The following is a 5092-nucleotide window of genomic DNA, read 5'->3' as shown; positions in this document are numbered from 1 at the left end:
AAACTTCACAAAAAACTCCACATAGTGCAATCGGAGACTCTGCAACCCCGGATCAAGTATCCCGAGGAGAATGTTAATCACATGCCCGAGTGCGAAGACGATGATTGCAGCTATAATCCCTACCGGTCCCGAAGGCCAGAGCATCTCAAAGGCCATGTAGTTGAAGGCCACAGCAAATCCAACACTCGCGAGTCCCACAGCCAGCAATCGCGCGTAACTTATCGTGTTGCTAAGCAGCGTCAGATACTCGATCAGGAACATTGGTCCCTCGCCTATGATGGTCAGAACAGCCCAGATGATTATGAACGGCACTGCCGCGATGTAGGCAGGGTTTAGCTCAAAGGCTGTCTTTCCTGCCATGTTGTTCATTATGAAGCCCGCTATAATCAGTGCTATGCTGATCAAAGCCATGAGCCAGTTAAATTTCTCCTCGATCGCGTGCTTCCAGCCATGCTCTTTGGCGACATTTCTGATGCCTATTATGTAGGCAAGTGCCATGTGAAGAACACCTATGGCAATGGTCAGGACAAGAATTGCCGGTGCCTTCTCAAGTCTATTGACATGGGGCAGTTCAGTAAATATGTGTGCGATCTCGCTCTCATGTCCTAAAAGTTTAGCGAACACCGTTTTATGACCAAACAGTTCAAATCCAAAGAACTCTCCGTAAACGAACCCGAACACTATTGTGGAGATCGCCGAATAGTTCAGAACCTTCAGAAGTGCCTGCCAGCCCTCCGTTTTGAACTTGGTCGACAGCCATAGTCCGAGCGCGAGGATGACAATGCCGTAACCAATATCGCCGAGCATGAAGCCGAAGAATATCGGAAAGAGTATGGACATTATCAGAGTGGGGTCTATCTCGTTGTACTTCGGCACCGCGTAGGAAGTCGTCAGAAGTTCAAACGGTTTCGCGAATCCGGGGTTTTTCATCGCAGTTGGTGGCTCGAACCTCTCGTCGCTTATCTTCAGCGCGACAACTTTGCCACCAGTCTCGGTCCTGATGGTCCTTTCAAACTCCTCGTAAGACTCCTCCGGAACGTAGCCAACGAGCACAAACGCGTACTTTGATGTTGCCGCCCTAAGTGGAAGCTCGCTTTTCTCGAGCTCTATGCTGAGGTGCTCCTCAAGAGCAAGGAGAAGGTCGAGGTTCTCACTTTCGTACCTCTCTATCTCCTGGCTGAGCTTCTCGAGCTCTTCCTTCAGCTTTCTCTCCTCATCGTCGAGCTGGCTCAGCCTTTCATCGTAGTCAGCATCAATTTCGGGAACAGATATCTCCCTAAATGCGAACTCCTGAAGGACCTTGAATACATCGTCAGCTTTTTCCTTTCTGACGAAAACTGCCACGACGAGTTCACCGTCGTGCTCTCCCGTGAAGATCTCAAAGTCCTTCGTAACTTCAGTAATCCTCTCAAACGGATTTGCCCTCACATAACCGACGAAGACTTCGAGGCTCCTGTATCCCTGGAGAAGGTTTGCAGGCACGCCGAGAGACTTCAGAGGATATATGCTCCTCCTCTCATCCTCTATCCTCCTGATCCGGTCTTCCACTTCCTTGATCCTGCTAACCCTCGAATTTATTAGTTCCTCAAGCTCTGAAACTTTCCTGTCGAGCTCTCTATCGAGTTCCTTCACGCTGAACACTTTCCTTGGTTCGTAACCGTCCTTAACACCAGCGTGAGAGAGGAGAGACCTTACAGTAACGAGGAACTTGGAGAGTTTCGAGGCCTTCTCGAGCGGTTCACCAATTCTGAAGTACTCATCCTCCTCCCCGTAGTCCTCAATGTGGATCCTGTTGAGCCTGTAAAGGATGTCTGAAGTGGCCTCCAAGTACTCCTTCGGCCCCACTACAGATACCTTAACCATCCTTACAGGCTCAAGCATTTTCGATCATCCTCACAAATTCACTGTACAGATCATTCACAACATCATCAATTCTCGATTCACCCTTTCTGACCATCTCGTTTATCTCAGCGAGCTTCTGCTCCCTGATCTTCTCCTTCTCCTTCTCCACCTCTGCCTTTGCCTTCTCCAGAATTTCCTGCCTTACCCTCTCGGCCTCTTTGTTTGCATCCTCAAGGATCTTCCTCGCTTCCTCCTTTGCAGCGAAAATCTTCCTCTTTTTCTCTTCTTCCGCCTGTTTTATCTCTTCCTCGATTTTCTGCTCAGTCTCCTTTATTTTTTTAAGGATCTCTGTTTTCTCCATGCCGTTTCACCCCATAAAAGATGATACTAAGGGCCTCAACCTGTCGTGATTGAAATGATATTTAAGGATTTTCTTTTTTAACGATCGTTAAAGGCTGCTATAACGGATATACTCTAACCATCTCGCCCGCTTCAACAACTTCCGTGTTCTCGTCAATTATCGTATACCCATTCGCCTTTGTGATGCTGCTCAGTATGCCGGAACCGTAGGAGGAAATGGGGCGGGCGACCATGCTGGAGAAGTCCACCCTCACCCTCACAAAACTCGTGAATCCTGCCTTGGAGTAAACGTCTTCTGAGAGCTTTGCCATGTAGGATAGCTCCTCTCCGGCGTGAAGCATCTTCCTCACCGCAGGTTTCAGGAGGAGGAACGCCGATGCCACGCATGCCGCCGGAAATCCGGGAAGAGCGAGAACCGGGGTGGACCCTATCAGCCCTGCCACAGTTGGTTTTCCGGGCCTCAGAGAGATCCCTCTGAACAGCACCTGACCAAGCTCCTGTAACACCGGATACATCATATCCCTTTTCCCGACAGACGTCCCGCCTGTCGTCACCACGATGTCGTATTCGTGAGCATCGGAGAGAGCGTTCAGTATTGACTCCCTGTCGTCTGGCACAATGTCAGAGACATCGACGCTCGCACCCCACTCCCTCAGGTATGAAGAAATCATTATTCCATTGCTCTCATAAACCTTCCCCTCCACGAGCTCCTCGCCGGGTCTGACCAGCTCGTCCCCGGTTGGAATGACGAGAACCCTCGGCTTCCTGAAAACCCTGACCTCCTCGACACCAGCAGACCTCAGAAGGGCTAAGTGGTGTGCTCTCAGCAGTTCCCCCCTTCTCGCTACTGCGTCACCCCTTTTAACATCTTCTCCTGCAAGCCCAACGTTTTCATGCTTTCTGACAGCCTTGTACACAGCTACCTTTCCGCCGAACTCCTCAGTATCTTCGGCTTTCACCACCGCATCGAAGCCCTCAGGGACTGCATCCCCCGTATGCACCCAAACCGCGTCCTTCCCGATCTCGAGAATTACGGGGCTGGTCCTGCCAGCCTGCCTGACGTCGTCACTCCTGACAGCATACCCGTCCATCGCCGCCCGGTTGTAGTGGGGGATGTCTATCTGAGAGAAAACATCCTCGGCGAGGACCCTCATGTGTGCCCTTTCCAGCGGTACCTCCTCTGCATCTCCCTTCCCAAACTCACGCACGTTTTCGAGGAGTATCCTCCTCGCATCCTCGACACTCGTCAGGTTTTCGAAGAGCATCTCAACCACCACTTACGGGAGGGAGAAGGGCGACTACATCTTTCTCGTCAAGCACCTCATCGCCCTCCACCACCCTTCCGTTCACCATCACGATCGAGTATTCATAGAGCTTTTCGAACTGCGGGTACCTCGATTTTAGCAATTCCATCAGCTCGCCCAGGGTTTTTGCATCCACCTCAAGCTCCTTCGCTCCTGCAATCTCACGGAAGTTTGCAAACAGCTTTACCCTCACCACCTGCTACCACCCTTTTTACCTGCGAACTGCAGCCAGAGTATTGGAAATACGATTCTCAAGCCTTTCGCTGTTTTACGGTGCGACCTCCACGAACACGATATCACCGCTCATCTCCCCCTTCTGCAGGAGGGGAACTGGCGTGGCGTGTGAAAACTTTAAAGGTTGCCAGGCTACTTTCCGGCCCTCCCCCTGTCACCATGGCTCGGTACGAACTCCACACCTGGATGTCTCTGCATTATGGGCTGTTGATAGAGATCCATGAGCTCGTAAACCTCGGGAGGTACTTCCGTGGAGACGTTGAGACCAAACTCCCGGATCGTCTCGACGGTCAGCGGGTAGTCGTGAGTCCACCTCCCTTCTGTGAGTACTTTCGCCACCTCTCTTGCCCTCTCCTCCCCGAGTTTGTCCTTAAGAAGCGAGAAAACGAAGTCCCTCACCTGGTTTATCGCCTTCTCCGCAATGTCAGCCATTATGAGGGTTTGATCGTCCACGTCCTTCAGGTCCTTCTTCTCAACGGCCTTCAAGATTGACGGTGCCGGATAGTTCATGAGCTGCGGATCTACAGGTCCGAGAACTGCGTGGGGATCCATCACTATCTCGTCCGCTGCAAGAGCGATGAGAGTCCCGCCGCTCATGGCATAGTGGGGGACTATGACTGTTGTTTTTGCTGGATGGTCGTGAAGCGCTTTGGCGATCTGGGTTGCGGCGAGAACGAGTCCACCGGGCGTATGGATGATCAGGTCTATTGGCCTGTCTTTTGGCGTGCTCCTTATCGCCCTCAGCACCTTTTCCGAGTCGTCGATGTCTATGTACCTGTAAACGGGAATGCCGAGGAATCCTATGCTTTCCTGCCTGTGTATCATCGTGATGACGTTGCTTCCCCTTTTTTCTCCAATCTTCTCCATGAGCCTCTTTCTCGCGGAAACGAGCATCTGGTGTTTCATCTGCGGCATGAAGATCAGGTAGAGAAAGATCAGCAGCCAGAAGATTCCGCTGAGGGAGTATGCATCGTACATGTGCGGAAATCTGCATTAATTATTATAAAAGTCAATCGCTATCCGCCAGTCACTCACACCCGGAACATCACCTGGCTTGCGGTCCTCAGCTTCCTGCGAATCCTGTGCATCTCGTAAACGTAGAGCATCATCGTGCCCTCGACATACCTGTCGAACCCGAAAGCCCTTTCTATGAAGTCGGCATGCCTCCTGTCCCTGACGTAAACGACATACTCGCTCCCGAGGTTGGTCATCTCCAGGATTATGGGAATGAAGAACCTGTCCCACTCGTATTCATCCACGTGGCTGGCTATGAACTCCAGTTCATCCCTGTCGAGATCGTACTCCTGACCGTCTCTCGCCCTTATGGACGGGCTGTCCATCTCGAGCAGCGC

General features: G+C 51.6%; 6 protein-coding genes. All 6 read right to left on the bottom strand.

All coding sequences use genetic code 11. The features are described from left to right. Positions 1–1881: V-type ATP synthase subunit I (locus tag ACXJJC_RS05115; RefSeq protein ID WP_456369858.1), on the bottom strand; the 1881-nt coding region annotated here is incomplete at its 3' end. Beyond that, entirely contained in the window at positions 1874–2203 is a 330-nt protein-coding gene (gene ahaH / locus ACXJJC_RS05110; protein ID WP_456369857.1) for an ATP synthase archaeal subunit H, read from the bottom strand. The genes ahaH and ACXJJC_RS05115, both read right to left, overlap by 8 nt. Before the next feature lie 97 nt (positions 2204–2300). Continuing rightward, the gene (locus ACXJJC_RS05105) at positions 2301–3467 is read right to left on the bottom strand and encodes a molybdopterin molybdotransferase MoeA (RefSeq protein ID WP_456369855.1); all 1167 of its coding nucleotides are present in this window, start codon (positions 3465–3467) and stop codon (positions 2301–2303) included. Between the two features lies 1 nt (position 3468). After that, positions 3469–3702, bottom strand: coding sequence for a MoaD/ThiS family protein (locus ACXJJC_RS05100; protein ID WP_456369854.1), 234 nt, complete (start codon positions 3700–3702; stop codon positions 3469–3471). Positions 3703–3872: 170 nt separating this feature from the next. Further along, complete coding sequence (locus tag ACXJJC_RS05095) at positions 3873–4718, bottom strand: SDH family Clp fold serine proteinase (RefSeq protein ID WP_456369852.1); 846 nt, start codon at positions 4716–4718, stop codon at positions 3873–3875. A gap of 53 nt (positions 4719–4771) precedes the next feature. Continuing rightward, positions 4772–5092: DUF61 family protein (locus ACXJJC_RS05090; RefSeq protein WP_456369851.1), on the bottom strand; the 321-nt coding region annotated here is incomplete at its 5' end.

It is taken from the genome of Geoglobus sp. (assembly GCF_054018175.1).
The sequence above is the reverse complement of the archived record's forward strand: the minus strand, read 5'-3'. Positions and strand labels throughout refer to the sequence as shown.

Excerpts from the sequence above, each read along its gene's own strand:
- ACXJJC_RS05105 (WP_456369855.1), bottom strand. The coding sequence starts at position 3,467 with ATGCTCTTCGAAAACCTGACGAGTGTCGAGGATGCGAGGAGGATACTC.
- ACXJJC_RS05095 (WP_456369852.1), bottom strand. The coding sequence starts at position 4,718 with ATGTACGATGCATACTCCCTCAGCGGAATCTTCTGGCTGCTGATCTTT.
- ahaH (WP_456369857.1), bottom strand. The coding sequence starts at position 2,203 with ATGGAGAAAACAGAGATCCTTAAAAAAATAAAGGAGACTGAGCAGAAA.